The sequence below is a fragment of the Microbacterium sp. NPDC057944 genome (assembly GCF_042887445.1).
GTDB classification, from domain to species: Bacteria; Actinomycetota; Actinomycetes; order Actinomycetales; family Microbacteriaceae; genus Microbacterium; species Microbacterium natoriense.
Genome location: NZ_JBHVPJ010000001.1, coordinates 1,131,048 through 1,157,548, shown reverse-complemented (window position 1 = coordinate 1,157,548; position 26,501 = coordinate 1,131,048). Strand labels below are relative to the sequence as shown.

At 70.7% G+C, this 26,501-nt stretch carries 28 protein-coding genes; 19 read left to right on the top strand and 9 right to left on the bottom strand.

Going from position 1 to position 26,501, the window contains the following annotated elements; genetic code table 11:
• Positions 1-53: 53 nt before the first annotated feature.
• Complete coding sequence (locus ACFVRO_RS05270; protein ID WP_386950006.1) at positions 54-470, bottom strand: hypothetical protein; 417 nt, start codon at positions 468-470, stop codon at positions 54-56.
• A 246-nt stretch (positions 471-716) separates the two neighbouring features.
• On the opposite strand from ACFVRO_RS05270, the gene ACFVRO_RS05265 reads away from it, so the two are divergent.
• Complete coding sequence (locus ACFVRO_RS05265) at positions 717-1,355, top strand: Pr6Pr family membrane protein (protein ID WP_386950004.1); 639 nt, start codon at positions 717-719, stop codon at positions 1,353-1,355.
• 7 nt (positions 1,356-1,362) lie between these two features.
• On the opposite strand, the gene ACFVRO_RS05260 is transcribed toward ACFVRO_RS05265, so the two are convergent.
• Positions 1,363-2,724 carry an FAD-dependent oxidoreductase gene (locus ACFVRO_RS05260; RefSeq protein WP_386950001.1) on the bottom strand — a complete coding sequence of 454 codons (1,362 nt, stop codon included), beginning with the start codon at positions 2,722-2,724 and terminating at the stop codon, positions 1,363-1,365.
• 195 nt (positions 2,725-2,919) lie between these two features.
• Here ACFVRO_RS05260 and ACFVRO_RS05255 point away from each other — a divergent pair, with 195 nt between their 5' ends.
• Positions 2,920-3,306: a hypothetical protein gene (locus tag ACFVRO_RS05255; RefSeq protein ID WP_386949998.1), complete on the top strand. Its 387-nt coding sequence runs from the start codon at positions 2,920-2,922 to the stop codon at positions 3,304-3,306.
• A gap of 58 nt (positions 3,307-3,364) precedes the next feature.
• Here the strand turns inward: ACFVRO_RS05255 and ACFVRO_RS05250 are convergent, their stop codons facing one another.
• From ACFVRO_RS05250 to dnaK, 4 genes are all read right to left on the bottom strand, one after another.
• Positions 3,365-3,796: a heat shock protein transcriptional repressor HspR gene (locus ACFVRO_RS05250; protein ID WP_386949995.1), complete on the bottom strand. Its 432-nt coding sequence runs from the start codon at positions 3,794-3,796 to the stop codon at positions 3,365-3,367.
• A 144-nt stretch (positions 3,797-3,940) separates the two neighbouring features.
• The gene (locus ACFVRO_RS05245) at positions 3,941-4,924 is read right to left on the bottom strand and encodes a DnaJ C-terminal domain-containing protein (protein WP_386949992.1); all 984 of its coding nucleotides are present in this window, start codon (positions 4,922-4,924) and stop codon (positions 3,941-3,943) included.
• A gap of 11 nt (positions 4,925-4,935) precedes the next feature.
• Entirely contained in the window at positions 4,936-5,553 is a 618-nt protein-coding gene (locus tag ACFVRO_RS05240; protein ID WP_341941000.1) for a nucleotide exchange factor GrpE, read from the bottom strand.
• A 2-nt stretch (positions 5,554-5,555) separates the two neighbouring features.
• Positions 5,556-7,415, bottom strand: coding sequence for a molecular chaperone DnaK (dnaK, locus tag ACFVRO_RS05235; RefSeq protein ID WP_386949989.1), 1,860 nt, complete (start codon positions 7,413-7,415; stop codon positions 5,556-5,558).
• A gap of 190 nt (positions 7,416-7,605) precedes the next feature.
• Here dnaK and ACFVRO_RS05230 point away from each other — a divergent pair, with 190 nt between their 5' ends.
• The 15 genes from ACFVRO_RS05230 to ACFVRO_RS05160 all read left to right on the top strand — a co-directional run bounded on the left by ACFVRO_RS05230 (position 7,606) and on the right by ACFVRO_RS05160 (position 21,477).
• Positions 7,606-8,430 carry an alpha/beta fold hydrolase gene (locus ACFVRO_RS05230; RefSeq protein WP_386949986.1) on the top strand — a complete coding sequence of 275 codons (825 nt, stop codon included), beginning with the start codon at positions 7,606-7,608 and terminating at the stop codon, positions 8,428-8,430.
• 111 nt (positions 8,431-8,541) lie between these two features.
• The gene (locus ACFVRO_RS05225) at positions 8,542-8,688 is read left to right on the top strand and encodes a hypothetical protein (protein ID WP_386949983.1); all 147 of its coding nucleotides are present in this window, start codon (positions 8,542-8,544) and stop codon (positions 8,686-8,688) included.
• A gap of 10 nt (positions 8,689-8,698) precedes the next feature.
• Entirely contained in the window at positions 8,699-9,382 is a 684-nt protein-coding gene (locus ACFVRO_RS05220) for a sirohydrochlorin chelatase (protein ID WP_386949982.1), read from the top strand.
• A gap of 179 nt (positions 9,383-9,561) precedes the next feature.
• Complete coding sequence (locus ACFVRO_RS05215; RefSeq protein ID WP_386949979.1) at positions 9,562-11,280, top strand: nitrite/sulfite reductase; 1,719 nt, start codon at positions 9,562-9,564, stop codon at positions 11,278-11,280.
• Positions 11,277-12,026: a phosphoadenylyl-sulfate reductase gene (locus ACFVRO_RS05210; protein WP_386949978.1), complete on the top strand. Its 750-nt coding sequence runs from the start codon at positions 11,277-11,279 to the stop codon at positions 12,024-12,026. Before ACFVRO_RS05215 ends, ACFVRO_RS05210 begins: the two co-directional genes overlap by 4 nt.
• Positions 12,023-13,033 (top strand): sulfate adenylyltransferase subunit CysD, encoded by a 1,011-nt coding sequence (cysD, locus tag ACFVRO_RS05205; protein WP_386949975.1) that lies wholly within the window; start codon positions 12,023-12,025, stop codon positions 13,031-13,033. Before ACFVRO_RS05210 ends, cysD begins: the two co-directional genes overlap by 4 nt.
• Positions 13,033-14,343: a sulfate adenylyltransferase subunit 1 gene (locus ACFVRO_RS05200; protein ID WP_386949973.1), complete on the top strand. Its 1,311-nt coding sequence runs from the start codon at positions 13,033-13,035 to the stop codon at positions 14,341-14,343. The genes cysD and ACFVRO_RS05200 overlap by 1 nt, the downstream gene beginning before the upstream one ends.
• 37 nt (positions 14,344-14,380) lie before the next feature.
• Positions 14,381-15,454, top strand: coding sequence for an ABC transporter substrate-binding protein (locus tag ACFVRO_RS05195; RefSeq protein WP_386949970.1), 1,074 nt, complete (start codon positions 14,381-14,383; stop codon positions 15,452-15,454).
• Positions 15,454-16,308 (top strand): ABC transporter ATP-binding protein, encoded by an 855-nt coding sequence (locus ACFVRO_RS05190; RefSeq protein WP_105676415.1) that lies wholly within the window; start codon positions 15,454-15,456, stop codon positions 16,306-16,308. The genes ACFVRO_RS05195 and ACFVRO_RS05190 overlap by 1 nt, the downstream gene beginning before the upstream one ends.
• Entirely contained in the window at positions 16,298-17,218 is a 921-nt protein-coding gene (locus tag ACFVRO_RS05185) for an ABC transporter permease (protein WP_105676416.1), read from the top strand. Before ACFVRO_RS05190 ends, ACFVRO_RS05185 begins: the two co-directional genes overlap by 11 nt.
• The gene (gene cobA / locus ACFVRO_RS05180) at positions 17,215-18,054 is read left to right on the top strand and encodes a uroporphyrinogen-III C-methyltransferase (protein ID WP_386949969.1); all 840 of its coding nucleotides are present in this window, start codon (positions 17,215-17,217) and stop codon (positions 18,052-18,054) included. Before ACFVRO_RS05185 ends, cobA begins: the two co-directional genes overlap by 4 nt.
• Before the next feature lie 49 nt (positions 18,055-18,103).
• Entirely contained in the window at positions 18,104-19,528 is a 1,425-nt protein-coding gene (locus tag ACFVRO_RS05175; protein ID WP_386949966.1) for an FAD-dependent oxidoreductase, read from the top strand.
• A complete protein-coding gene (gene fdxA, locus ACFVRO_RS05170; protein ID WP_105677072.1) occupies positions 19,525-19,854 on the top strand; it encodes a ferredoxin in 330 nt (109 codons plus the stop codon). The genes ACFVRO_RS05175 and fdxA overlap by 4 nt, the downstream gene beginning before the upstream one ends.
• Positions 19,847-20,776, top strand: coding sequence for an NAD(P)/FAD-dependent oxidoreductase (locus ACFVRO_RS05165; protein ID WP_386949964.1), 930 nt, complete (start codon positions 19,847-19,849; stop codon positions 20,774-20,776). The genes fdxA and ACFVRO_RS05165 overlap by 8 nt, the downstream gene beginning before the upstream one ends.
• Positions 20,777-20,814: 38 nt before the next feature.
• Complete coding sequence (locus ACFVRO_RS05160) at positions 20,815-21,477, top strand: hypothetical protein (protein WP_386949961.1); 663 nt, start codon at positions 20,815-20,817, stop codon at positions 21,475-21,477.
• Positions 21,478-21,486: 9 nt separating this feature from the next.
• Here the strand turns inward: ACFVRO_RS05160 and ACFVRO_RS05155 are convergent, their stop codons facing one another.
• Positions 21,487-21,948 (bottom strand): DUF3817 domain-containing protein, encoded by a 462-nt coding sequence (locus ACFVRO_RS05155; RefSeq protein ID WP_386949959.1) that lies wholly within the window; start codon positions 21,946-21,948, stop codon positions 21,487-21,489.
• 103 nt (positions 21,949-22,051) lie between these two features.
• The gene (locus ACFVRO_RS05150) at positions 22,052-22,801 is read right to left on the bottom strand and encodes an alpha/beta hydrolase (RefSeq protein WP_386949956.1); all 750 of its coding nucleotides are present in this window, start codon (positions 22,799-22,801) and stop codon (positions 22,052-22,054) included.
• A gap of 105 nt (positions 22,802-22,906) precedes the next feature.
• Between ACFVRO_RS05150 and ACFVRO_RS05145 the strand changes: the two genes are divergently transcribed.
• A complete protein-coding gene (locus ACFVRO_RS05145; protein WP_386949954.1) occupies positions 22,907-23,824 on the top strand; it encodes a helix-turn-helix domain-containing protein in 918 nt (305 codons plus the stop codon).
• 251 nt (positions 23,825-24,075) lie between these two features.
• On the opposite strand, the gene ACFVRO_RS05140 is transcribed toward ACFVRO_RS05145, so the two are convergent.
• The gene (locus tag ACFVRO_RS05140) at positions 24,076-25,284 is read right to left on the bottom strand and encodes an MFS transporter (protein WP_386949951.1); all 1,209 of its coding nucleotides are present in this window, start codon (positions 25,282-25,284) and stop codon (positions 24,076-24,078) included.
• Between the two features lie 129 nt (positions 25,285-25,413).
• Here ACFVRO_RS05140 and ACFVRO_RS05135 point away from each other — a divergent pair, with 129 nt between their 5' ends.
• Positions 25,414-26,454, top strand: a complete 1,041-nt coding sequence (locus tag ACFVRO_RS05135; protein ID WP_386949948.1) for a hypothetical protein — start codon at positions 25,414-25,416, stop codon at positions 26,452-26,454.
• The last annotated feature ends 47 nt before the right edge of the window (positions 26,455-26,501 follow it).

The following is a 26,501-nucleotide window of genomic DNA, read 5'->3' as shown; positions in this document are numbered from 1 at the left end:
GAAAGGCGGCCTGCCCTCGAGATCGAGGACAGGCCGCCGCAGTCATGGGTGACTCAGGAGCAGAGTTCCTGCAGCTTCAGTCCCGACTCCTGGATCGCGGTCGACGAGGCCGTGAGCTTCTCGGTCGCCTTGGCGGCGCTGGACGGGTCTTCTGCGACGTCCTTCATGAGGGTTGCGAGGTCGCTGTAGGCGTCGGTGAACTTGTCGAACACGGGCTTGACCTCCGTGTTGGTGACCTTCTCGGCGAGCTTCTGGAACTCCTCGTTGACCCCGGCCAGCGCCTCGGCAGCGGCCTTCGGGTCACTCGCCGCCTCGGTCATGGCGGTCTGGGCCTCGGTGCTGATCTCCTGACCCTTGTCGTTGATCAGCTTGCAGGCGTCGGCCACGGACTGGCCTCCGGCGCATCCGGTCAGTCCCACGGCGATCGCGATCGCGGTGATGAAAAGCGCGCCCTTGCGTGCTGTACGCATAATGTCCTCCTCCAGTCACGCAGAAGGCTTCTCGCGCCCCCCGCTATGAAGAATCTATTGCATGTCGATGAATTCGAGAATCTGCGGACGCGGCACCACGAGCGGAGACCCCGCGTGCGGACCGTGCTCGGCGTCCGGTGGGACGCGTGAGCAGAGGAGAGCGGTCACGCTGACCCGCGCCCTCAGCCCGACTCCGTAGACTCGCCGGATGGCGCGAACCAGCGCGGGGAAGGGGCAGAGGCGAAGGTGAGGGCACGAGCGGTCTTCGGCGTGCTGCGTCTCGCCGCGGCGGCCGCCTGCGTCGTCGCCCTCGTGCACCGGCTGTTCTGGGGCCTCAGCTCGCGCACGATCGCCGGAGAGAACTTCTTCGCCTACCTCACCGTGCAGTCGAACTGCGCACTCGTCGTGGTTCTCGTGATCGGCGGAGCGCTGGCGTTCCTCCGCGCGACGGACCCCCGCTGGTTCTCCGTCTGCCTGGCGCTCGTCCTCACCTGGACGATCACCGCGGGCCTCGCGTTCGCGCTGATCGTGTGGCAGGCCGGCATCCGCGGCATCCGCGTGGACGTGCCGTGGTCCGACCAGCTGCTGCACTTCTGGCTCCCCGCGTGCACGGCGCTCGCCTGGGCGCTGACCCCGGGGCACCGCGAGGTGCCGTGGTGGGTCGTGCCCGCGTCGCTCGCGTTCCCTCTCGCGTGGGGCGCCGTGACGCTGTGGCGCGGTCCGCTCGTCGGCTGGTATCCGTACTACTTCCTCGACCCGCGGCAGGTCTCCGGGCCGCCGGAGTTCCTGCTCACCAGCGCCGTCGCCCTCGCGATCTTCGCGCTGGTCGCGACGGCGATCGTGCTCATCAGCCGGACACGTCGGGGGCGCACCGACGCCGCGTGAGCAGAGCTCAGCTTGCTGGTGCGAGGAACGGCGCCAGGGATGCCGCGGCCGCGGCGAGCACGGCGTCGTCGTCGAGGTCGGCGAAGTCGGCCGCATCCGCACCGCCGACGAGTCCGACCAGGATGTTCTCGCCCGTGAGCGGTGCGAGGTTGAACCAGGTGCGGATGGTCGCGTCGCCTCCGACGACATGCCAGATGGCAGCATCGGTGACGAGCAGCGGCTCCTCGAAACGCAGCCAGACCGTCTCGATGAAGCCCATGCTCAGATCCGCGATCGCGCCGCGCTGACCGAAGGGCAGCTTCGGCGCGAACTCGATGCCGTCGCTCTGCAGCACCCCGAGCGGCACGGTGATCACGACGCGATCGAACGACAGCGACTCGCCCGTCGCGATGCCGAGACTCACCCCCGCGTCGTCGTACGCGACGCGGCTGACGGGCGATGACAGGCTCGTCTTGACGTCGTCGAGCAGGTGGGCGGCGAGCGCACCGAGATCACCGAGCACCGCCGTGCGCTCTGCGGGAGGGATCACGGGAGGGAACCACGACGAGGCCTGGTCGGCGTCGGAGCCGGAGGAGGCCGAGAGGGAGGCGAGCAGGGCGGCGAGGCCGGGCTCGGCGGGGTCGGCGCCCGCGTCGGTCAGGGCCTGCGCCAGCGAGATGTCGGCGGGGAGTGCCTGCGCCGACGCGATCGCGTCGGAGAGCACCTGGTCGGCGACGGGTTCGACGTCGCCCTCCGTCGACTTCCAGAGGGATGCCGACAGCGATCCCGTGCGGATGTCGAGCGCGTTCAGCTGCGCGCTGACGTCGACGTCCTGCGCGCCGAGGAGCCAGCCGCCAAGCTGAGCAGGCACCGGCCAGGCCTTCTCATCGACGACGGACTGCACGCGTCCTCCGACACGGTCCCTGGCGTCGAAGACCGTGAGCTCGAAACCCGTTCCCGAGAGCCGTGCGGCCGCTGCCGCCCCGGCGAGGCCCGCACCGACGATGGCGATGCGCTCTCCGTACTCGGCCGCGGCCAGCAGCTCCTCCGCTGCTCGCCTGCCGGAGCGCAGCGCACCCGACATCGTTCCCGGAGCATCGGCATCCGTCGCCTCCCCGGCGAAGAACAGCCGCCCGTCGACGGGCGCGGCGAGGGCGTCGCGCGCGCTCGCCTGCACGCCGGCGGGAGTGAAGCTGGCCGACCCCAGGGCGAACGGATCGGAGGCCCATCTGCTGCGCGCGAAGGCGAGCGGAGCGATCGTGCTGCCGGTCGGGCGCGGCGACGGGGAGCGATCGGGCGTGGGAGACGGCGCCGGTTCCGGGGTGCAGGAGGCGAGCAGCACTCCCAGGACGCCGGCTCCGGCGCCGATCAGCAGAGTGCGACGCGTCATCCTCATCGTGACGCAACGATACCGCGCGCGCATCCGTCGTCCACACAGGGGCGAGCTCTACGCGTTCTCCACCGTCCCTGCGATCCCCGGCGATACTGACTGATCCACCCCGGATCGGATGACAGGCTGTTGCGACCGACGCACCATGGGGAGATGACCACCGTGAACGATCCGCAGATCTGGACCATCATCGGCGTGATCACGACGATGATGCTCGGCGGCATGACGCTCATGACCATGCAGTTCAGCCGCGTGATCCGCGCGGAGGCCGGACGACTCGAGGGCTTGATCGCCGGAGTCGACGGCAAGATCGTCGCCGTCGACGGCAAAATCGTCGCCGTCGAAGGCAAGATCATCGGCGTCGAAGGCAAGATCACCGGCGTCGAAGGCAAGATCACCGGCGTCGAAGCGCGCATGACGGGACTCGAGGATCGGATGACCGGACTCGAAGATCGGATGATCGGCAGGATGGACATGCTCGAGGCCAAAGTCACCGGACGGCTCGATACGCTCGACCGACGTGTCGACGACCTCGACAAGGAAGTCGCGAACCTGGCAACGAAGCTCTGGCGCTCGCCCTAGTCCGGTACGCAGGAGAAGAGGCGCTTCCTGCACCTGCCCCGGTGATGACGCTGACGGATCAGTCGCGCCCGACCCCGGGGTGCCACAGCACGACCTCGGTGGAGCGGCGGATGCGGCGGCCGCCGGGCATCGGGACGACACCGGCCGAGCCCGCGGCGAAGACGCGGACGCCGGGGCGATTCTCCCGTTCGGCTCGCAGCGCCGTGTCGAGCTCGGCGACGCGGCGACGCAGCATCCGGTTCTCGTCTTCCAGGTCGAGCAGCCGTGCGATGGCGGGCAGGCTCACCCCTTCGGAGGAGAGCTGCGCGACTTCGCGGAGCTGCTCGATGTTGCGGGTCGAGTAGCGGCGGGAGCCGCCGGAGGTGCGCCCTGGTACGACGAGGCCGATGCGGTCGTACTGCCGCAGGGTCTGCGGGTGCATGCCGGCGAGCTCGGCCGCGACGGCGATCGCGAACACCGGGGTGTCGGCATCCATGCGCTGTTCAGCCATGACGCGTCACCAGCTCCCGGACGTCGAGCAAGGCGCACAGCGACGGGGCGCGCCCCAGGTCGTCGAGCGAGCGCGGCGACGAGACGGAACGCTCCGCTGTGGGACGTCCCGTCTCGCCTCGCCCGCTCGACGATCGGAGGGTGCTCATCGCCGCGCCTTCGCCATGAGGTCGGCGCGCGGGTTCTCGTTCGGCTCCAGCGACTGGAACTTCTCGAGCGCCTCGCGGGCCGCCTCGTCGAGGTGCGACGGCACCGCGATCTGCAGCTCGGCGAGCAGGTCACCGGTGCCCTTGGTGGTGGTGACGCCGCGTCCCTTGACGCGCAGCACGCGTCCGGACGGGGTGCCGGGGGCCACACGGAGCTTGACCGTGTCGCCGCCGAGCGTCGGCACCTCGATGGTCGCGCCGAGCGCGGCCTCGGTGAACGTCACCGGCACCACGACACGGAGGTTGAGGCCCTCGCGCGTGAAGACCGGATGCGGGCGCACCGCGATCTGCACGACGATGTCGCCGTTCTCCCCGCCGTCCGGCGAGGGGCGACCGCGGCCGCGCAGCTTGATCTTCTGCCCGTCGGCGACGCCCGCGGGGATCTTCACCTTGAACGGCTTGCCGTCTTCGCCCTGCAGCGTGATGGTCTCACCCTGCACGGCCGTGGCGAAGTCGAGCGTGGTGCGCGCCGTCACGTCGGCGCCGCGCTGCGGGCCTCCGTAGCCGCGGAAACCGCCCGACGTCTGGCCGAAGCGCCCGTTCCCGAAGCTCCCGCCGCCGCCCTGGTTGAACATCGAGAAGATGTCCTCGAAGTCGGCGGTCTGGCCTCGACCCTGCTGCCCGAACCGGCTGAACACGTCTTCGAAGCCGCCTGCGCCCTGGCCGCTCGCCGTGAAGCGGGCGCCAGAGCCCATGGCGCGGATCTCGTCGTACTCCTTGCGCTGTTCGGCATCGGAGAGCACCGAGTACGCCTCGCTGATCTCCTTGAACTTCGCCTCGGCCGCGGCATCCCCCTGATTGGAGTCGGGGTGGTACTTGCGGGCGAGCTTGCGGTACGTCTTCTTGAGATCGGCGTCGCTGACGTCCTTCGAGACCCCGAGGGTCTTGTAGAAGTCCTTGTCGAACCAGTCCTGGCTAGCCATCGATCACCTGCCTACTCAGCCGGTACAGCGACGACGACCTTCGCAGGACGCAGCTCGACGTCTCCGAGGCGGTATCCCACCTCGACGACCTCGAGGATCGTGGTCTTCTCGGCACCCGGGGTGGGCTGCTGGAAGATCGCCTCGTGGCGCTGCGGGTCGAACTCCTCGCCCGCCTCGCCGTAGGAGACGACTCCGAGCCGCTCGGCGACTCCGCGCACCTTGTCGGCGATCGCGGCGAAGGGCGTGCCCTCGACCAGATCGCCGTGCTGGGCGGCGCGGCCGAGGTCGTCGAGCACCGGGATGAGGCCCTTGGCGGCCTCGCCCTTCGCCCGCTCGATCTCGACCTGGCGCTGCTCCTCGGTGCGGCGACGGTAGTTGGCGTACTCGGCCTGGAGGCGCTTGAGGTCGTTCAGCAGCGTGGACTCGAGGTCGGCGAGCACGGCGTCCTCCGCCGCGGCCTCACCGGTCTGCTCGGTGCCCAGGATGTCGTCGACCGTGAGCTCCTCGTCGGAGCCCTCCGCGGCCCTGGCCTCGGTGGAGTCCGGGTTCTGCGGCGCGGGGCCGGATGCCGCAGCATCCGACCCCTCGCTCCCAGGAACCTCGTTGTTGTCGAAGTTCTTGTCGGTCATGGTTACTTCTTCTCGTCCTCGTCGTCGACGACCTCGGCGTCGATGACGTCCTCGTCGGAGGATGCATCGCCCGCGGGGGCCTCGCCCTCGGCGGCGCCCGGTGCGGGCTCCGCCTGGGACTGCGCGTAGATGGCCTCGCCCAGCTTGGACTGCGACTGGTTCAGCTTCTCGAACGCGGTCTTCACGGCCTCGTCGTCGTCGCCGGCCAGTGCCGCCTTGAGCGCGTCGACGTCGGCCTTGACCTCGGTCTTCACGTCTTCGGGCAGCTTGTCCTCGTTCTCGGAGATCAGCTTGTCGATCGAGTACGAGAGCGTCTCGGCCTGGTTGCGCACCTCGGCGGCCTCGCGGCGCGCCTTGTCTTCTGCGGCGTGCTCCTCGGCCTCGCGCACCATGCGCTCGATGTCCTCCTTCGACAGCGACGAGCCGCCGGAGATGACGATCGACTTCTCGGTGCCGGTGCCCTTGTCCTTCGCGGACACGTGCACGATGCCGTTGGCGTCGATGTCGAACGTGACCTCGATCTGCGGGATGCCGCGGGGAGCCGGAGCGATGCCCGTGAGCTCGAACGTGCCGAGCGGCTTGTTGTCGCGGGTGAAGTCGCGCTCGCCCTGGAAGACCTGGATCGCGACGGACGGCTGGTTGTCGTCTGCCGTGGTGAAGGTCTCGCTGCGCTTGGTCGGGATGGCCGTGTTGCGCTCGATGAGCTTGGTCATCATGCCACCCTTGGTCTCGATGCCGAGGCTCAGCGGGGTGACGTCGATGAGGAGGACGTCCTTGCGCTCGCCCCGGAGGACACCGGCCTGGAGGGCAGCGCCCACGGCGACGACCTCATCGGGGTTGACGCCCTTGTTCGCGTCCTTGCCGGTCTCGCGCTTGACGAGCTCGGCCACGGCGGGCATACGGGTCGATCCGCCGACGAGCACGATGTGGTCGATGTCGGCGACCTTGATGTTCGCCTCGCGGATGACGTCTTCGAAGGGCTTCTTGGTGCGGTCGAGCAGGTCCTTCGTGAGGTCCTCGAACTTCGCGCGGGTGATGGTCTCGCTCAGCGAGACGGGGCCCGACTCGGTCAGCGACAGGTAGGGCAGGTTGATGCTCGTCGAGGTCGAGGAGGAGAGCTCCTTCTTGGCCTGCTCCGCAGCCTCCTTGAGACGCTGCAGGGCGATCTTGTCGCCCGAGACGTCGACGCCCGTGGTCTCCTTGAACTGCTTGATCAGGTAGTCGACGAGACGCTGGTCCCAGTCGTCGCCGCCGAGGCGGTTGTCGCCGGCGGTCGAGCGCACCTGGATGGTGGAGAAGTCGTCGTCCTTGCCCACCTCGAGGAGGGAGACGTCGAAGGTTCCGCCGCCGAGGTCGAAGACGAGGATGAGCTCGTCTTCCTTGCCCTTGTCGAGGCCGTAGGCCAGGGCTGCAGCGGTGGGCTCGTTGATGATGCGCAGGACGTTGAGGCCCGAGATCTCGCCGGCCTCCTTGGTGGCCTGACGCTCGGCGTCGTTGAAGTACGCGGGGACGGTGATGACGGCATCCGTCACCGTGTCGCCCAGGTAGGCCTCGGCGTCGCGCTTGAGCTTCATGAGGATGCGCGCGGAGATCTCCTGCGGCGTCCACTTCTTGCCGTCGACGTCGAAGCCCCAGGTGGTGCCCATGTGGCGCTTGACGGACGAGATGGTGCGGTCGACGTTGGTGACGGCCTGGCGCTTGGCGGTCTCGCCGACGAGCACCTCGCCGTCCTTGGTGAACGCGACGACCGACGGGGTCGTGCGGAAGCCCTCGGCGTTGGCGATGACCTTCGGCTCGCCGCCCTCGAGGACGCTGACGACGGAGTTCGTGGTTCCGAGGTCGATTCCAACAGCACGTGCCATGTGTTCTCTCCTTGTGTTCGAAGTGTGTGGTGATCTGAAAAACCTGCGGCGATCAGGGAAACCTGAGTCGCGATGACTCAACTGTACTCCGACGCTCGGATGCTGTCAAACAAACTTGATATGAATCGGCTCAACTTTTGCCCTGAACCTCGGATGCTGATCGCCCACGCTCCTCTGCCACGCTGGACGCATGAGCGCTGACCTCGCCCACCTGCCCGTCGCCCTCTCGCGGATCGGACGGGCGACCGGGGATCCGGTCGTCGTCCTACCCGGCGGGCCCTGTCGCGATCCCGCCTACCTCGGCGACCTCGCCGGCCTCGGAGACACCTGCCCGATCGTCGTGCTGCACCCGCGGGGCGTCCCCGGCAGCACCGACCTGTCCCGAGGATGGTGGACGGATGCCGACGACGTGATCGCCGTCATCGACGCCCTGGGGCTGGAGCACGCGCAGGTGATGGCCCATTCGGCCGGCACCAGGCTCGCCCTCGCAGCGGCGACGCACTTCCCTGGGCGGATCCGATCCATGGCCCTCATCACGCCGCCTGCGACCTGGATCACCGGGACGCCGCACGACGGCGACTCGATTCCGCTCGATCGCACGAACCCCGCGGTCGCGGCGGCCATCCATGCGCTGCAGGAAGGCGACCCCGCCACGGAGCCGGAGTTCACCGCCGCCTTCCTCCGCCAGGCCCCCGCGACCTACGCTCACTGGTCCCCGGTGGAACAGGCTCACGCGACGATCGGCTCGGTCAGCCTCGCGGCGGCCAGCGCATGGTTCACCGGCATCCCCGCCGACGCGGTCGAGCAGGTGCGTGCCGCGCGGATTCCGCCGACGCTCGTGATCGGCGGCGACCGCGACTATCTGACCGGAGTGCAGCCCGTCCGCGACTACGCCGCGGCGCTGGGCGCGGAGGTCGCCTTCATCCCGGACTGTGGTCACTACCCCTGGGTCGAGCAGCCCGCCGCGTTCCGCACCGTGATGCGCTCCTGGCTCTCGTCCGCCGACGTCCTCTGACACCCGAACCGCGATGATCGGGCAGAAATGCTGCTCCCGAGGCTCACGAAGCTGCGTTTCTGACCGATCCCGGCGGGATTGAACGAAGACGGGGCAGGGCAGGATGGGTCCATGATCCGCGCCGTGCTCTTCGACCTCGACGGGGTCGTGCGCCACTTCGACCACGACGCCGACCTCGAACGCCGACACGGCCTCGACGATGGCGACATCGCGCGCGCCGAATGGATCGCGCGCATCGCCAAGGAGAGCGGGAGCTAGAGTCTCAGGCATGCCCCGACCGACACTGCTCGCCGTCTCGCACGGGACCGCGGATGCCGACGGCTCGGCCGCGATCGCCGCCCTCGTCGCCGAGGTGCGCGCGGCGCTGCCCGACGTCGAGGTGCGGGAGGCGTTCGTCGACGTGCAGGAACCCGATGCGGCCGACCTCGCCCCCGCGATCGGCGGTCAGCTCGTCATCGTGCCGCTGCTGCTGTCGAGCGGCTTCCACGTGCACCATGATCTGCACGGCATCGCGGCGAAGCGGGAGGATGCCGTCGTCGCCGACCCCCTAGGACCAGACGCTCGGCTCGCCGACGTGCTCGCGGAGCATCTCGCGGCGACCGCCGACGCGGCCGCGGACGGCCCCGTGGTCCTGGCCGTCGCCGGATCCCGCGACCCCCGTTCGCTCACGGATGCCGAGGGCATGGCATCCCTGCTCGCCGAACGGCTGGGTCGCGACGTCGCGCTCGCCTACCTCGCCGCGCGTGAACCCGATCTGCCGACCGCGCTGCGCGAGCATCCGGACTCCCCCGTGGCGACCTTCCTCCTCGCCCGCGGCTACTTCTACGATCTGGCCGTGCAGCAGGGCGACGGCCGCGCCCTCAGCCTCCCTCTGCTCGACGGCGGGCCCGTGCCGCAGCCGCTCGTCGATCTGGTGGTCGCGCGCTACGAGGACGCCGCCGCCCGCCTCTGAGCACCGCCGCCGTCATCCGCCGACCGCACAGCACAGAACGTCGCCCCGCACCAGACCCTGCGGGCATATTCCGTGCTGCATGACGCTGTGTGACGATCCTTGACGTCACATGTCGTCCAAGGTTCTTGAACACCGTCCAACTCCCTACCGTGATGCGAAGCCATCCCAGGGAGCCGTTCATGACCATCCAGCAGCCGACGCCGATCCGTGGTGCCCGCACGCGCACCACGAGGACTCCGACCAAACCCCACGGTCAGTGGGCGGTCGACGGCACGGAGCCGCTGAACGCGAACGAGGAGTGGAAGCTCGCCGACGACGGCCTGAACGTCCGCGAGCGCATCGAGAACGTCTACGCGCAGGGCGGGTTCGCGAGCATCGACCCGACCGACCTGCACGGGCGCTTCCGCTGGTGGGGCCTGTACACGCAGCGCAAGCCCGGCATCGACGGCGGCCGCACGGCCCAGCTCGAGCCGCATGAGCTCGAGGACGAGTACTTCATGCTGCGCGTCCGCATCGACGGCGGGCAGCTCACCACCCATCAGCTGCGCGTGATCGGCGAGATCTCCACCGAGTTCGCCCGCGACAGCGCCGACCTCACCGACCGTCAGAACGTGCAGCTGCACTGGGTCCAGGTCGAGGACGTGCCCGAGATCTGGCGCCGTCTCGAAGAGGTCGGGCTCAGCACGACCGAGGCGTGCGGCGATGTGCCGCGCGTGATCCTGGGCTCTCCCGTCGCCGGCATCGCCGCGGACGAGATCATCGACCCCACCCCGCAGATCCTGGAGATCGCGGAGCGCTTCGTGGGCGACCAGTCGCTCGCCAACCTCCCCCGCAAGTACAAGACCGCCATCACCGGCCACCCGAGCCAGGACGTGGTGCACGAGATCAACGACTGCGCGTTCGTCGCGGTCGAGCATCCTGAACTCGGCATCGGCTACGACATCTGGGTCGGCGGCGCGCTCTCGGTGGTGCCGCGGCTCGGCGAGCGCCTCGGCGCGTTCGTGGCCCCCGAGCGGGTCGCCGAGGTGTGGCACGGGGTCACGCAGATCTTCCGCGACTACGGCTACCGCCGCCTGCGCAACAAGGCCCGCCTGAAGTTCCTGCTCGCCGACTGGGGAGTCGAGAGGTTCCGCGAGGTGCTGGAGACCGAGTACCTCGACGCTCCCCTCCCCGACGGGCCGGCCGCCCCCAAGCCCACGACGATCGGCGACCACGTCGGCATCCACCGTCAGAAGGACGGACGCTTCTACGTCGGCGCCGCTCCCCTCGTCGGCCGCGTCTCCGGCAGCACGCTGACGGCCCTCGCCGACCTCGCGGAGCAGCACGGATCGCAGCGCATCCGCACCACCCCGCATCAGAAGCTGCTGGTGCTCGACGTGCCGGAGGACGGGGTCGAGAGCCTCGTCGCCGGCCTCGACGCCCTCGGGCTCTCGGCCAGGCCCAGCCTGTTCCGCCGCGGCACCATCGCGTGCACGGGCATCGAGTACTGCAAGCTCGCGATCGTGGAGACCAAGGCGAACGCGGCCGACGCGATCCGTCAGCTGGAGGAGCGCCTCGGTGCGCTCGAGCCGGAGATCGGCCGCCCGATCACGCTGCACGTGAACGGCTGCCCGAACTCGTGCGCCCGCATCCAGATCGCCGACATCGGGCTCAAGGGCCAGCTGGTGTCGATCGACGGAGAGCAGGTCCCCGGCTACCAGGTGCACCTGGGCGGCGGACTCGCGGGCGTCGACCGCGAGGAGGCCGGTCTCGGCCGCACCGTGCGCGGCCTCAAGGTCGCCGCTGACGGCATCGCCGACTACGCCGAGCGGGTGATCCGCCGCTACCTCGCCGACCGCGAGGGGGCCGAGAGCTTCGCGCAGTGGGCGCACAGGGCCGACGAGGAGGCGCTGCAGTGAGCACTCCGGTCGTCATCCGCTCCGCGCGACCTCCCCGGCGTTCGGTCGACGAGCTGCGCGCCCTCGCCGAGCGCGGGGCGGCCGAGCTGCGCAGTCGGCAGCCCGACGAGGCGACGCCGGCGGATGTCGTCGCCTGGATCGCCGAGAACTTCGACGTCTCGCAGGCGGCCGTCGCCTGCTCGATGGCGGATGCCGCGCTGCCGCACCTCGTCGCGCAGGGCCTCCCCGGTGTCGACGTGCTGTTCCTCGACACGGGCTACCACTTCGCCGAGACCACGTTCACGCGCAACGAGGTGGAGCGCGAGCTCGACGTGCGCATCGTCGACGTGAAGCCGGAGCAGAACGTGCGCGAGCAGGATGCCGAGTTCGGCGCGAACCTGTTCGAGCGCGACCCTGGCCTGTGCTGCGCGCGGCGCAAGGTCGAGCCGCTGCAGCGCTCGCTCGGCGAGTACGAGGTGTGGTTCACCGGTGTGCGCCGCGAGGAGGCGCCGACGCGCGCCGAGACCCCGCTGATCGTGTGGGACGAGCGCAACGGACTCGTGAAGGTCAACCCGGTCGCCGCGTGGAGCTTCGACGACCTCATCGACTACGCCACCGTGAACGCGGTGCCGGTGAACCCCCTGATCGCGAACGGCTACCCGTCGATCGGCTGCGCGCCGTGCACGAAACCCGTCGCCGCCGGCGAGGACCCGCGCTCCGGCCGCTGGGCCGGGCTCTCCAAGACAGAATGCGGACTCCACCTATGAGCGAGACACCTCGTCAGACCTCGTTCGTTGAGCGAGCGCAGCGAGACGAAACGCCAAGCCCGACGCGTTTCGTCTCGTCGCTGCGCTCCTCGCTCAACGACCAGGAGGTCCCGACATCACTGTCGGCCCTCGACCTGCTCGAGGCGGAGGGCATCCACATCATCCGCGAGGTCGTCGCCGAGTTCGAGCGCCCCGTGCTGCTGTTCTCGGGCGGCAAGGACTCCGTCGTGGTGCTGCACCTCGCGGCGAAGGCCTTCGCACCGGGCAAGGTGCCGTTCCCCGTGCTGCACGTCGACACCGGTCACAACTTCCCCGAGGTGATCGCCTTCCGCGATGAGACGGTCGCACGCCTCGGCATCGACCTCGAGGTCGCGCGCGTGCAGGACTACATCGACGACGGCCGCCTGGCCGAGCGCCCCGACGGCACCCGCAACCCGCTGCAGACGCAGCCGCTGCTCGACGCGATCGCCGCGGGAAAGCACGATGCCGTGTTCGGCGGCGCCCGCCGCGACGAGGACAAGGCGCGGGCGAAGGAGCGCATCATCTCGCTCCGCGACGAGTTCGGCCAGTGGGACCCGCGCAACCAGCGCCCCGAGCTGTGGAGCCTGTACAACGGACGCCACCTCCCCGGCCAGCACGTGCGCGCCTTCCCGATCTCGAACTGGACCGAGACCGACATCTGGAACTACATCGAGCGCGAGGGCATCGCCCTCCCTCCCCTGTACTACGCGCACGAGCGCGAGGTCTTCCGTCGCGACGGCATGTGGTGGGCCGTGGGCGAGTTCTCGCAGCCGCGCACCGGCGAAGACGTCGTGCGCCGCACGGTGCGCTACCGCACGGTCGGCGACATGAGCTGCACGGGTGCGGTGGAGTCGGATGCCGCCGACACGGCATCCGTCGTCGCCGAGGTGCAGCGCTCCACCCTCACCGAGCGCGGAGCGACCCGTGCCGACGACCGGATCAGCGAGGCCGCCATGGAGGATCGCAAGAAGGACGGGTACTTCTGATGACCGCTGTGACCGCAGAGCAGACCCTCTTCCGCTTCGCGACGGCCGGCTCCGTCGACGACGGCAAGTCCACGCTCGTCGGCCGACTGCTGCACGACGCGAAGGCGATCCTCGCCGACCAGCTGGAGCAGGTCGCCGCCACCAGTCGTCAGCGCGGCTTCGCGCACGGCGACTTCGACTTCGCGCTCCTCACCGACGGGCTGCGCGCCGAGCGCGAGCAGGGCATCACGATCGACGTCGCCTACCGCTACTTCGCGACCGATCGGCGCAGTTTCATCCTCGCCGACTGCCCCGGCCACGTGCAGTACACGCGCAACATGGTCACGGGCTCCGCCACCGCGGATGCCGTGATCGTGCTGGTCGACGCCCGCAAGGGCATCGTGGAGCAGACCCGCCGTCACCTCGCCGTCGTCTCGCTGCTGCGCGTGGCCCACGTCGTCATCGCGGTGAACAAGATCGACCTCACCGGCTTCGACGAGAACGTCTTCGTGGAGATCGAGATCGAGGCGGCCAGGGTCGCCGAGCAGCTGGGCCTCACCGGCATCCACGTGCTGCCGGTGTCGGCGCTCGAAGGCGACAACATCGTCGACAGGTCGGAGCGCACGCCCTGGTATCAGGGGCCGACGCTGATCGAGCTGCTGGAGACCCTCCCGACCATCGACGAGTCGGAGGCCGCGGCTTCGGACTTCCGCCTTCCCGTGCAGCTGGTGCTGCGCCCCCAGGGCGGCCTCTCGCCGACCGTGAGCGCCGATGACGCCGAGCACTTCCGGGACTTCCGCGGATTCGCCGGCCGCATCTCCGCGGGCTCCGTGCGCGTGGGCGACGTCGTGGAGGTGTTCCCCGGCGGGCACGCCACCACGGTCACCGGCATCCACGTCGCGGGGGCGGAGGCGGATGCCGCGACGGCTCCGCAGTCGGTCACGCTGACGCTCGCCGATGAGCTGGACGCCGCGCGGGGCGCCGTGATCGCGGCATCCGGCACCGTTCCCGCCGGGCGCCGCGAGGCGGTCGTCGAGCTCTTCCAGCTCGATCCGCGCACGATCACCGCGGGCACCAGGGTGCTGGTCAAGCACGGCACCCTGACCGTGCAGGCGCTCGTGTCCGAGGTCATCGACCGCCGCGACCTCGACACGCTTGGCCACCTCGACGCCGACGCGCTCGCGGTCAACGAGATCGGCCGCGTGCGTCTGCGCTTCGCCGCCGACCTCCCCCTCGAACCGTACGAGCAGAGCCGCTCCGGCGGCTCCCTCGTGCTCATCCACCCCGCCGACGGCGCGACGCTGGCCGCAGCGACCGTCGTCGGGGACTGACCCGCACCACCCCACCACTCGCTAAGGAGGCGACACCGTGAAGATCACCCGCAGGACCACCGCACTCACAGCCCTTGGACTCGCTGCCATGATGCTGGCCGGCTGCGCCTCGGCATCCGCCGCGCCGAGCGCGTCAGACGCCGCGAAGGACGACCTCTCCGAGGTGCGTCTGGGCTACTTCGCCAACGTCACGCACGCGCCGGCGCTGGTCGGGCTCTCCGAAGGGCTGTTCCAGGATGCTCTCGGCGACGTCGACGTGAAGACGGAGGTCTTCAACGCCGGACCGGCCGCGATCGAGGCCCTCTCGGCCGGGGCGATCGACGCCACCTACATCGGGCCCAACCCGGCGATCAACACCTTCATCCAGTCGGGCGGCGAGTCGGCGAACATCATCGCCGGAGCGACCTCCGGCGGTGCGGCGCTGGTCGTGCGCGACGGCATCGACAAGCCGGAGGACCTCAAGGGCGCGAACATCGCGACGCCCCAGCTCGGCAACACGCAGGACGTGGCGCTGCGCAGCTGGCTCGCCGAGGAGGGCTTCGAGACCTCGACCTCCGGCGGGGGCGACGTCGCCATCACGCCCACCGAGAACGCGCAGACGCTGACGCTGTTCCAGGACGGGCAGCTCGACGGCGCCTGGCTCCCCGAGCCGTGGGTGTCGCGACTGGTCGTCGAGGCCGGAGCGCACGTGCTCGTCGACGAGGCCGACCTCTGGCCCGACGGCGCGTTCCCGACCACGGTGCTGCTCGTGCGCAAGGACTTCGCCGAGGAGCACCCGAAGATCGTCGAGGAGCTGCTGGAGGGGCACATCGCCGCGGTGCAGTGGCTCGACGAGCACGCCGACGAGGCCCCGGCCGTCATCAACGACGCCCTGGAGAAGGCGACGGGCAAGAAGCTCTCCGATGAGGTGCTGGCCCGCGCACTCGAGAACGTCACGTTCACGGTCGACCCGCACGCCGAGACCTTCACGAAGCTCGTGGAGAACGGGCTGGCCGCCGGCACGCAGAAGAAGGGCTCGATCGACGGGCTGTTCGATCTGACGCCGCTGAACGCGCTCCTGAAGAAGGCCGGCGAGGACACCGTCTCGGCCGCAGGACTCGGGGAGGACTGATGAGCGCGCCCGCGGGGCCCTTCGGCGGGCTCAGGGACCTTCCCCTGCCAGCATCCGCGACCAGGCTGACGCCCAGCTTCGACGGCGTCACCCCCCTGGCCGCGCCTGCGCCCTCCGTCGACCCCGCGGTGCGCCTCTCGCACGTCACCAAGCGCTACGGCTCGGGGCCGGTCGTCCTCGATGACGTCTCCCTCGACATCGCCCCCGGAGAGTTCATCTGCCTGCTCGGAGCCTCCGGCTGCGGCAAGTCGACGCTGCTCAACCTCGTCGCGGGGCTCGAGCCCGTCACCAGCGGCGGGATCGAGACCCCCGACGGGGGCGCGGCCGTGATGTTCCAGGAGTCCGCGCTGATGCCGTGGCTCACCGCCCGTCAGAACGTCGAGCTCGCGCTGCGACTGCGCGGCGTGCCCCGAGGCGACCGACGCGCGGAGGCCGAGCGTCTGCTCGGCACCGTCAACCTCGCCGAGGCCGCCGACAAGCGGCCGCACGAGCTCTCCGGCGGCATGCGCCAGCGCGTCGCCCTCGCCCGCGCCCTCGCGCAGGATCGCGCCGTGCTGCTCATGGACGAGCCCTTCGCCGCCCTCGACGCCATCACCCGCGACCTGCTGCACGAGGAGCTCGAGCGCGTGTGGCGGGCCACCGGCCGCACGATCGTGTTCGTCACGCACAACGTGCGAGAGGCCGCTCGACTGGGCCAGCGGGTCATCCTGCTCTCCAGCCGCCCAGGTCGCATCGCCGGCGAGTGGCGCATCGCGAACACCTCGGGGCGCCGCATCGAGTCGCCCGAGGTCGCCGCCCTCGCCACCGAGATCACCGCCGAGCTGCGGAAGGAGATCGCCCGCAATGCCTCATGAGACCACCGTCTTCCGCCCGGCGGACGACACCGCGAGCGGCGATGCGTACGGCGACCTGCGCACACTGTCGACCGGCCTCGACCGCCTGCAGTCCGACGAGGTGCAGCGCACACCGCGGTGGCGCGACGTGCTCGCCAAGACGCTGCCTCCGGTCACGCTGCTCGTCGTGCTGCTCGCCGTCTGGCAGCTCTACGTCGTCATCGCGAACCCCCGCCCCGACAAGGCTCCGAGCCCGCTCGCCGTCGCCTCGGCGCTCGGCGACGCGTGGGAGTCGGGTCGCCTGCAGGAGGCGGTGCTCACGAGCCTCGAACGCGGCGTCATCGGCTTCCTCATCGCGATCGTGGGCGGCACCGCTCTCGGGATGCTGCTCGCCGAGTGGAAGCTGCTGCGTCGCGCCGCCGGCCCGCTCATCTCGGGACTCACCGTGCTGCCCTCCGTAGCCTGGGTGCCCGCCGCGATCATCTGGTTCGGCCTGACCGACGGCACCGCGTACTTCGTGATCCTGATGGGGGCGATCCCCTCGATCGTGAACGGGCTGCTCTCCGGCATCGACCAGGTGCCGCCGCAGCTGCGTCGCGTCGGCATCGTGCTCGGTGCGAGCCGCTGGCAGCTGGCGACCGCGGTGACGCTCCCCGCCGCCCTGCCCGGGTACTTCGCGGGCCTCAAGCAGGGGTGGGCGTTCTCGTGGCGCTCCCTGATGGCGGCCGAGATCATCACGATGGGCGGGTCGATGGGATTCGGGCTGGGCACGATGCTCAACCAGTCGCGCGAGCTCGCCGACCTCGCGAGCGTGCTCGGCACGATCCTCCTCATCCTCGCGATCGGCATCGTCATCGAGCTGGTCCTGTTCGCCCCGCTCGAGCGCCGGATGCTGCGCAATCGCGGACTGCTCCTCGGAGGTGCACGATGACCGGAAGAGTGACCCTCGTCGGGGCGGGACCGGGAGACGCCGGTCTGCTCACGCTCCGCGGACTGCGGGCGCTGCAGGATGCCGACGTCATCGTCGCCGACCGCCTCGGCGCGCGGCAGGTGCTGCAGCAGCTCGCGGAGGAGGGCGTCGTGCTGACGGCGGAGGTCGTCGACGTCGGCAAGCTCCCCGGCCACCACCCGGTGCCCCAGGACGGCATCAACGAGCTCCTCGTCTCCCTGGCCCGCGAGGGTCGGGACGTCGTGCGCCTGAAGGGCGGCGATCCGTTCGTCTTCGGCCGAGGCCGTGAGGAGCAGCTTTTCTGCGAGGAGGCCGGCGTCACGGTCGAGGTCGTGCCCGGCGTCACCAGCGCCGTCTCGGTGCCCGCCGTCGCCGGCATCCCGCTCACCCACCGCGGCCTGGCGGCCTCGTTCACCGTGGTCAGCGCGCACGACCAGATCGAGCGCATCCCCGGCGGCTCCGACCACACGGTCGTGCTGCTGATGGGGGTGAACACGCTGGGGCACTCCGCCCACGTCCTCGCCGCCGGCGCCCGCGGCGACGACTGCCCCGTCGCGATCATCGAAGACGGCTTCGGTGAGAGCCAACGCATCACGATCGGCACACTCGGGACGATCGCCTCGCTCGCGGCCTCCCGCCAGGTGCGCTCCCCCGCCGTGATCGTGGTGGGAGACGTCGTGCGGCTGAGCCCGCACGCCGCGGCATCCGTGACCATCTCCTCGCAGCCCCCCAGGACCCACTGGAGCGATGCCCTCATCGCGGGGCTCGCCGTCGACACCGGACTCGTCCAGGCCGTCGAGACCTCCCTCAACCGCTGACCGCGCCCGCACCCGCACCCGCACCCGCACCCGCACCGAAAGATCCGCCATGTCATCGACCCCCGTCTCCTCGTCTTCGCCGCGTCCGCTGGCCCTGCGCGTCGCGATCGTCGGCGCCGGCCCCGCGGGCATCTACGCGGGCAACCTCCTCGCGAACGCCGTCGCCGAGCGCTCCGGCCGCGTGGAGATCGACCTGTTCGAGTCGCTCCCCGCGCCCTACGGCCTCATCCGCTACGGCGTCGCCCCCGACCACCCGCGCATCAAGGGCATCGTGAACTCGCTGCACGAGATGCTCGACGCGTTCCCCGTCGTCGCCGACGGGGACCCCGCGCCCACCCGGCGCACGATCCGCTTCATCGGCAACGTGGAGGTCGGCCGCGACGTCTCCCTCGACGATCTCCGCGAGCGCTACCACGCGGTCATCCTCGCGACCGGGGCGATCCGTGATGCGGCCCTCGACATCCCCGGCGTCGAGCTCCCCGGCTCCTACGGCGCCGCCGACTTCGTGGCGTGGTTCGACGGCCACCCCGATGTCGCGCGCACCTGGCCTCTCGACGCGTCGTCTGTGGCGGTGATCGGCAACGGCAACGTCGCACTCGACGTCGCCCGGGTTCTCGCGAAGCACGCCGTGGACCTCCGCACGACCGAGGTGCCCGACAACGTCCTGGCGGGTCTGGAGTCCTCCGCGGTCACCGACGTGCACGTGTTCGGACGCCGCGGCCCCGCCGACATCAAGTTCACGCCCATCGAACTGCGGGAGCTCGGCGAGGTGCGCGACGTCGACATCGTGCTGCACGACGAGGACTTCGACGGCGTCGACCCGGCAGCCGCGACGAACAACCAGCTCAAGGTCATGCTGCGCACGCTGAACGGCTGGCGTGACCGCCCGGCGGGCACGGCATCCCGCCGACTGCACCTGCACTTCTGGCACGCCCCCGTCGCGATCGAGGGCGACGGGCGGGTCGAGAGCATCCGCTTCGAGCGGACGCGCGCGGATGCCGATGGCGCCCTCGTGCGCACCGGGGAGTTCCGCGACTACGCCGTGCAGGCCGTGTACCGCGCGGTCGGGTACTACGGCACCCGTGTGGTCGATGCGCCGTTCGACGAGGCGCGCGGCGTGGTGCCGAACGACGGCGGCCGTGTGGCCGACGAGCCCGGCCTGTACGCGACCGGCTGGATCAAGCGCGGCCCCGTCGGCCTCATCGGGCACACGAAGTCCGACGCGCTGGAGACGATCACGCACCTCGTGGCGGACGCGGAGGCCGGGCTGCTCGCAGACCCCGCCTCCGACGAGGACGTGCTCGACGTGCTCGACGCGGACGGCGCCGAGTACACGACCTGGGACGGCTGGCTGGCCCTCGACGCCCACGAGCGTCGCCTCGGCGAGACGCACCGGCACGCCCGCGAGCGGGTGAAGGTCGTGCCCCGCGACGAGCAGGTCGCGGTGTCCCGCGACGGCGCTCTCGTCCGATGACCTACGTCATCGCGCTCCCCTGCGTCGATGTGAAGGATCGCGCCTGCATCGACGAGTGCCCCGTCGACTGCATCTACGAGGGAGAGCGCTCCCTCTACATCCACCCCGACGAGTGCGTCGACTGCGGCGCCTGCGAGCCGGTGTGCCCCGTGGAGGCGATCTACTACGAGGACGACCTGCCCGAGGAGTGGCAGGATTACTACAAGGCGAATGTGGAGTTCTTCGATGAGCTCGGCTCGCCCGGCGGCGCCGCCAAGGTCGGCGTCTCCGCGTTCGACCACCCGGTGGTCGCCGCCCTTCCCCCACAGGAGGGTGCGCATGGCTGAGACGGCTCCGTACGACGTGCTGATCATCGGCGGGGGCCCTGCGGGCCTCTCCGCCGCCCTCAACCTGGGCCGATCCCTGGTGCGGGTGCTCGTCGTGGATGCCGATCGCCCGCGGAACGCGGCGACGTTGAACTCGCACGGCTTCCTGACCCGCGACGGCGTGCCCCCGCACGAGCTGCGCAAGCTCGCCCGGGCGGAGCTCGCCGCCTACCCGAATGTCGAGATCCGCTCCCGCGTGCGCGTCGCCTCGCTGACGCAGACGGACGACGGGTTCGCCGCGGGGATCGGCCGCACGGCGGCCACGGAGACGGTCCGCACGCGCGCCGTGCTGCTCGCCACCGGCCTGCGCGAGACGCTGCCGGAGGTGCCGAACCTGCGGGGTTTCTACGGCATGAGCCTGTTCAGCTGCGCGGCCTGCGACGCGTGGGAGCTGCGCGGTCGACGTCTCGCGCTCATCGGGGAGTCCGCCGACCTCGCCGATCGCGCACGGCTGATCGCCCGCTGGACCGAGAGCCTCACGGTCTTCACGAACGGCTCCGACGCCGTCACGACGACGGAGGAGGCCGAGCTCGCTGCTGCAGGGATCGCCGTGCTGCGGCATCCGATCACCGAGCTCGTGGGTGAACGGGGCAGGCTCGAGGCGATCCGTCTCGACGGCGGTCAGGTGATCAGGGTCGGCGGCGGGTTCGTGCGGCCGGCGTGGGAGACCGACCTCTCGTTCCTCGACGGCTTCACCGCGGCGGTCGACGGGCACGGGCACCTCGTCACCGACCGCTCAGGGCGCACCGATGTGCCCGGCCTCTACGCCGCGGGGGATGCCGCCGCCCCCGGACCCCAGCAGCTCATCGTCGCGGCCGGCGCCGGAGCCCGCGTCGCGGCCGTGATCGTGCACGACGCCGTGGGCGTCGCCACAGCGCACTGACCTCCCGCGCCTCTCGCCTCGGGGCTAGGCTGACCGGCATGACGCGTACATCGGGGGGCCGTCTCGCCGCGGCGATCATCGTCGGAGTCGTCGCGCTGCCGCTGAGCGGCTGCCTCTACGCGCAGATCCCCGCGGATCCGCCGGTGGTCGAGGGGCCGACGAGCACCCCGGTTCCCTCCGACGAGCCCGCAGAAGACGGCATCCCCGCGACGATGTCGTTCGCCGACGGCGCCGATCTGCCGTCGACCGCGTACATCCAGTGGGGCGACGGACTCATGTTCGACGACGGCTGGAAGTCGGTCGCCCCCGACGACGGCAACGGCGGATGGACGGACGGCACGGTCGACGACACCTGCACGGCGCGGTTCTGGCAGGGGCTCGCATCCGATGTGGACATGACGCCGGGCGACGACGAGGTCAGTTCGGACGCGGTGCTCGCGCAGGTCGTCGGCGGCACGACCTCGGCATCCGTGACGCTGCTCGCGACGACCGTGCAGCTCGGGTACCAGACCGGCGGCACGCCGCTGGTCGATGCGCGTCAGCTGACCGGGACGCGCGACGGGCACGACTGGTCGGTCACGGCGCGCGCGTTCACGGCAACGGGGGCCGGCGTCTTCGTGATCGTCGACTGCGTGGGCGGCGACGTGGGCGCGGTCTTCGACGAGATCGTCGAGAAGAACGCGATCATCATCACCCCGTGACGGGCGAGGTCACTTGCCTCCGGGCGGACCCACGAGCAGCAGGATGACGTAGAGCGCCACGACCGCGATCGCGATCAGCCCGCCCAGCACCCACGGACGCCGCAGGAACCAGCGCATCAGCCGGTCGATCCAGTGCCGGTCGCGCGGGTCCTCGCCCTCCTCCAGCCGCCAGGCGCCGGCGAGGCGCCCCGTGCGGTGCAGCCAGATCTCCATCGGGATCGTCGCGTAGGGCACGATCGCGCTGGCGACGGCGAGCACGGCGACGCCCGCGTGCCAGCGGTTGTTCAGCGCCACGAGGATCGCGGTCGCTCCGTAGGCGAGGAACACGAACCCGTGGATGCCGCCGCCGATCGTGACGACGATCCCCGGAGCGCCGGCCGCCCGCGCGATGAGGGCCGAGATGAGGAGCGTCCAGGTGATCGCCTCGGCGATGGCCAGGACGCGGTACAGGCGGGAGGGCTCGGTGAACACAGTGCTCCTAGGAATCGGGTACTCCCCACGCTAGGCGGCTCCGCGGCATCCGTGATCCATCGAATGGTTGAGTCGTGCTCGCTCGGATGCGCGGTTCGACCGCTCAGGACTGGGGGAGGTCGGCCATGAAGGCGTTCAGGATCTCGGCGACGCGCGCGTGCATCTCCTCGTCCGTGATCGTCGGCTGCCCGTCGCCGTCCTGGGGACCGTAGTCGCCGAACGACGCGTGGGACGCACCCTCGATCTGGACCATCTCGGCATCACCGGGGAGCAGGGCCCTGGCCGCCTCGATCTTCTCCGGCGTCGACAGTCCGTCCTCGCTCCCCGAGATGCTCAGCACGGCGAGATCGGTGTCGGAGAGGTCGTTCGAGCAGTACGAGCCGAACAGCACGAGGGCCTCCGCATCGGCGGCCAGCTGGCACGCGCGCACGCCGCCCAGCGAGTGCCCGCCGACGGCCCAGTCGTCGATGTCGGGGGCGGCAGAGGTGAAGGAGTCGAGTCCACGCAGGTCGAAGAAGGCGAGGTTCAGCCACGGGCGGGTGATCACCACGGTGACGCCCTCCTCGGCGAGGCTCTGCAGGATCGGGGCGTACGCCCACGGATCCACCTTCGCCCCGGGGATGAAGACCAGGCCCAGCTCGGAATCGCCGTCTGCGGGCGTGAGAACGATGCCCTGCTCGGCGTCCTCGACGTGGATCGCCGGGTTCTCGCGAACGCTCGCCAGCGGGGCCTTCTCGGCGGGCATCACCCCGATCTGGCTCCAGCCGACGACGCCGACGATCCCGAGCACGACGACGGCGACGACACCCCAGACGATCACTTTCAGGACACGACGGCCACGCTTCCTCTTCACGAGATCAACGTTAGAGCCCGCGGAGGGGAACGCCCCCAGGAGGTGCTGCCCGTCACATTCGCGTCTCCGCGGAATACCCCGGCGCTCCCCGACGTTGCCGAAGGCATGGTGACCGTCGACTCCGAAGCCCTCTCGCAGGTTCTCGGCGCCGTCGACCTCCGCGTGGGCGTCGGTCGACGCCGGATCCTGGATGCCGGTGCGCTGCTTCCGCTCGCGCCGGGTGCGGCGACGCTCGTCTACATCGCCCACGGCGCCGTGCACGGCATCCCTCCGCTGGACTCCGGGTGCCGACTGGACGTCGACCGCTCCTCGCACCTCATCGCCGTCGACATCCCCGGCCCGCGCGCCGTGCTGACAGCCGGCGACGCCTTCCTCACGGTGGGGCGCACCGCGCTCGCTCTCGAGGCTGACGCCGAGACCACGCTGGTGGTCGTCGATCTCGAATGGGCCGACTCGGCGTCGACGCTCGACGCCGTGCTGCCCGACTACATCACCGTCACCGGATTCGACGTGCTCGAACCTGCGGCTGCGGCGCTGGCCGCCAGCATGGGCCCGACCGACCCGGCCGCCTGCGCGGTGCGCCAGGGTGATCCGCTGATCTGCCGCATGATGGCGACGACGGTGCTGCTGTCGGTCATCCGCGCCTGGGCGGCGAACGGCTGCGCCCCCGAGGGGTGGCCGTCGGTCTCGAAGGATCCGTTCCTCGACCGCGTCGTCGAGGCGATCCACGAGGAGCCCGGTCGCGAGTGGACCGTCGAACGCCTCGCCGGCGTCGGCGCCATGTCGCGCTCCGCGTTCGCGGAGCGGTTCCGCAGCGCGATCGGCCGCTCCCCCGCCGACTACGTCACCGAGGTGCGCGTCGACGCGGCGAAGCGGATGCTGGAGGCGGGGCGTTCCGTCTCGGAGACCTCCCGCGAGCTGGGCTACGCCTCCGATGAGGGGTTCAGCCGCGCCTTCCGCCGCCGCACCGGCCTGACCCCGAGCGCCTGGCGCACGGCATCCCGCCTCCCCGTCTCGGCTTAGCCCCGCACCTCGCCCCTGCAGCCGCTTCTTCCGGGCACAACTTCGGACCTCCCCCGGGCACAACTTCGGACCCGATCAGGCGACACGCCGCCAGGACGACGCGACACGCCGCCGCCGGCATCCCTGCTCCGAAGTTGTGCCCGCAGCCCCGCTCCGAAGCTGTGCCCGGCGTACCTGCTCCGAAGCTGTGCTCACGGGGGACTGCAGACGGAGGGTGTCACAGACTCCGACGCCGTGCCAGGGAGCCGCGGCTACGCGACGGCGATGCGTGGAGCCCGGGCCCGGTTCGATGCGCCGAAGAGCGCCGCGCCGAGCAGCAACGACACCGCGCCGACCACGTAGACGAGCTCGATGCTCAGCGTGTCGACGAGGAGTCCGCCCACACCGGCCGCGATCGTGATCGCCGCCTGGAAGCCCACGACGACGAGGCTGCCGCCTGCTTCGAGGCGATCCGGCATCCGGTGTCCGACCCAGGTGTTCGCGACGATCAGCCAGGACGAGAAGAAGAAGCCCCACACGAGCACGACGATCGCGACGCCGACGATCGACCCCGAGAAGACGATCATCGAGATCACGGCGACCGCGATCACCACGGGCGCGAAGACCGCGAAGAACGCGAAGGTGCGGTCGATCACGAGTCCGATGGCGATGTTGCCCGCCAGGCCGCCGAGGCCGAACAGCGCGAGGAGCACGACGATCGTGGAGGCGTCGACCTCGGGGATGCGCTCGAGCGCGAGACGCACGTACGTGTAGGCGAGGAAGTGCCCGAGCACGACGAAGATGTGACCGGCCATGCCGAGGCCGATGCCGGGGCGACGCAGCGTGTCGACGAGGAGGCGGATGCTGGAGGCCTGAGCCGCGGGCACCGAGGGGAGCGTGAACCGCAGCGCGACCGCGAGCACCACCATCAGCGCGCTGGCGATGCCGAACACCATGCGCCAGTCGACGAGCTCGGAGAGCATGACGCCGAGCGGAACCCCGGCGACCGTGGCGAGCGAGACGCCGGCCGACGTGAACATGACTCCGCGTCCGAGCCGGTCGGGGCCGGCGAGGGTCGCGGCGACCGTGATCGACATCGACCAGAACGCGCTGATGGCGGCGCCCAGCAGGAACCGCGCCGCCAGCACGATGACGAGGTTCGGCGCGAACGCCACGATGAGGTTCGACACGGCCGCGGCGAGCGCCATCCACACGAGCAGCGATCGTCGGTCGAGACGAGGGAAGATGAGGCCGATGGTCGGCGCCACCACGAGACCGACGAGCGCGGTCACCGTCACGGTCTGCCCGGCCTGCCCCGGGGTGACCCCCAGCGCGTCGGCCATCTCGGTGAGGACGCCGTTGGGCAGGAACTCCGCCGTCACCAGCAGGAACCCCATCAGCATCAGCACGATGAGCCCGCCGTAGCGCATGCGCTCGACGGGGGCGGAGCCGATGGTGGGAACAGGGGCGGTCGTCGTCATGGTTCCACCCTCGCAGGCTCCGGATGCCGTCGCCCGACGTCGCGTCCACGGCATCCGACCATTCGTCCGGGGCCGTCCGGGGCCTGTCGGGATCGGGAGCCTCCCAGGTCGGCCCTGCAGGGTGGTCGCATGCACAGGAGACGGCAGAACGGCGGATGGATGCTGACAGGAGCCGCGGTGGCCGCCGTGCTGGCGACGGCGCTGACGGGGTGCGCGCCGCAGCCGGGGCCCTCCGACTGGACGCTCGAACCGATCCCGTTCGGCGCCGAACGCGCCGACATCGCCTACGGCATGTCCCATCTGACGCCCGACGGCGACGGCGGCTTCTGGGCCGTGTCCTCCGGGTCCTGGCTGCACGTCGACGCCGAGGAGGAGACGGTCGCGAGGTTCAACGCTCCGCTCGACTCCCCCCTCTCGCGGATCACCGCGATGGCGACGCTCTCCCCGACCGAGCTCGTCGTGGTGCGCGACGAGGGCGCCCCCGTGCTCGCGGTTCTCGACACCTCGACCCTGAGCATGCGCGATCTGCCCGGCGAGGCGCCGAGCGGATCCGGCGGGCCCACGGACTTCGGCGACTTCGAGTTCGGCGACGTCGCCGTCCAGTCCGGTGCGGCGATCGTCATCCGCTACCGGGTGGGCGACGACGGCGCACTCGGCTACGAGGTGCTGCGGGTCTCTCTCGACGACGGCGCACGGACCCTGCTGCATTCCGAGCCGCTGGACTGGAGCGATGCGCCCGGATCATCGCCCGACCTTCCCCCCGTCGACGTCGACGTCGACGCGACGGGCGCCGTCCATCTCGCCACCCGCACTGCCAGGGTCGTCCTCGAACCCGACGGCGCCGAGAGGTCCCGGGCTGCGCAGAACGCGGAGCGCCCTCACGTCGCTGTCTCCGCCGACGGGACGGCCCTCTGGTGGGGCGGAGGCGCCCGCGACTCCGCCGAGCAGGGTGTGGTCGTCGGCGGCTCATCCGAGGCCCGCGCGAGCATCGAGGCGCGCTCGGGGTGCGCGGATGCACTGCTCCTGACCGACGCCGGCGGCGACGAGCGTCCGCTGCCGTTCCTGTGCGGGGCGAACGCCGCCGCGCGGGTCGGCGATTCCTGGGTCGTCGCGATCGGGGGCGAAGGCGACGGGGTGCTGGTCCGTCTCGTTCCGCCATCCCGGTCGTGACAACCGCCGCCGCCGAGGGTAAGCTCGACGGCGCACCGGGAAGAGCC